The 844-nt window shown below is 51.4% G+C and carries 2 protein-coding genes; both read left to right on the top strand.

All coding sequences use genetic code 11. The features are described 5' to 3' along the window. A partial coding sequence (locus AAV94_RS14960) for a hypothetical protein (protein ID WP_231731421.1) occupies positions 1 to 237 on the top strand: 237 nt, incomplete at its 5' end. A gap of 34 nt (positions 238 to 271) precedes the next feature. Next, positions 272 to 664: a hypothetical protein gene (locus AAV94_RS14475; protein WP_052755052.1), complete on the top strand. Its 393-nt coding sequence runs from the start codon at positions 272 to 274 to the stop codon at positions 662 to 664. Positions 665 to 844: the final 180 nt, after the last annotated feature.

Genomic DNA, 844 nt, shown 5'->3' with positions numbered 1-844 from the left:
AATTATGTGCGAAAACAGCTTCGTGACTTCAGGGAGTGCGGGATTGATCCAATAGGAGGTCTTCGTGTGAGTTCCGAATACGACACAACCGAAGGCTACCTTTGCATCGAAAGCAAAGGCTGGTACAACAGCAAAGGGCCTATTTGCACGCAGAATTTCTTTTTTGATGATCCGCCTTGCGTAGAGTGGCGCAAGGAGCGAGGACTGGAGCACATGCCCAAGCCGGAGAGGAAGTGAAAGACGTTGCGCAGCTGACTGAAGGAAAAAGAATATGAAGAAAGCACTGATGGCGGCGCTGCTGATAGTGGCGACGGCCACATTGGCGGGATGTGGCTTCAAGGGCTTCAAGCCGGTCAGTGATGAGGCTGGGAATTGGAGGCTAAAGAAAGAATTCAATCCTTACGACACGATGACGGATGAAGGGTTTCTAAATTATGTGCGAAAACAGCTTCGTGACTTCAGGGAGTGCGGGATTGATCCGGTGTCGGGACTTGCTGATTCTCAACATGATGCGGCTGAAGGATATATATGCATTGAGAATAAAGGTTGGTATGAAGATGCCGGACCTATTTGCACGCAGCATTGGCTATTCGATAAACCGGCCTGTGTAGAGTGGCGCAAGGAGCGAGGACTGGAGCACATGCCCAAGCCGGAGTGGAAGTGAGTGCTGCTGCGCAGTTGTGCAAAGGAAAAAGAGCATGAAAAAAGCACTGATGGCGGCGCTGCTGCTAGCAGCGACGGCCACATTGGTGGGATGTGGCTTCAAGGGCTTCAAGCCGGTCAGTGCCGAGGCTGGGAATTGGATGCTGAAGAAAGAGTACCGACATGAAATTGAGGGAGGAGA

Source organism: Lampropedia cohaerens, from assembly GCF_001005215.1.
Taxonomy (GTDB): domain Bacteria; phylum Pseudomonadota; class Gammaproteobacteria; order Burkholderiales; family Burkholderiaceae_C; genus Lampropedia; species Lampropedia cohaerens.
This window is presented reverse-complemented; position numbering and strand designations above follow the sequence as displayed.

Coding starts and splice junctions, on each gene's coding strand:
- AAV94_RS14475 (WP_052755052.1), top strand. CDS start 272: ATGAAGAAAGCACTGATGGCGGCGCTGCTGATAGTGGCGACGGCCACA.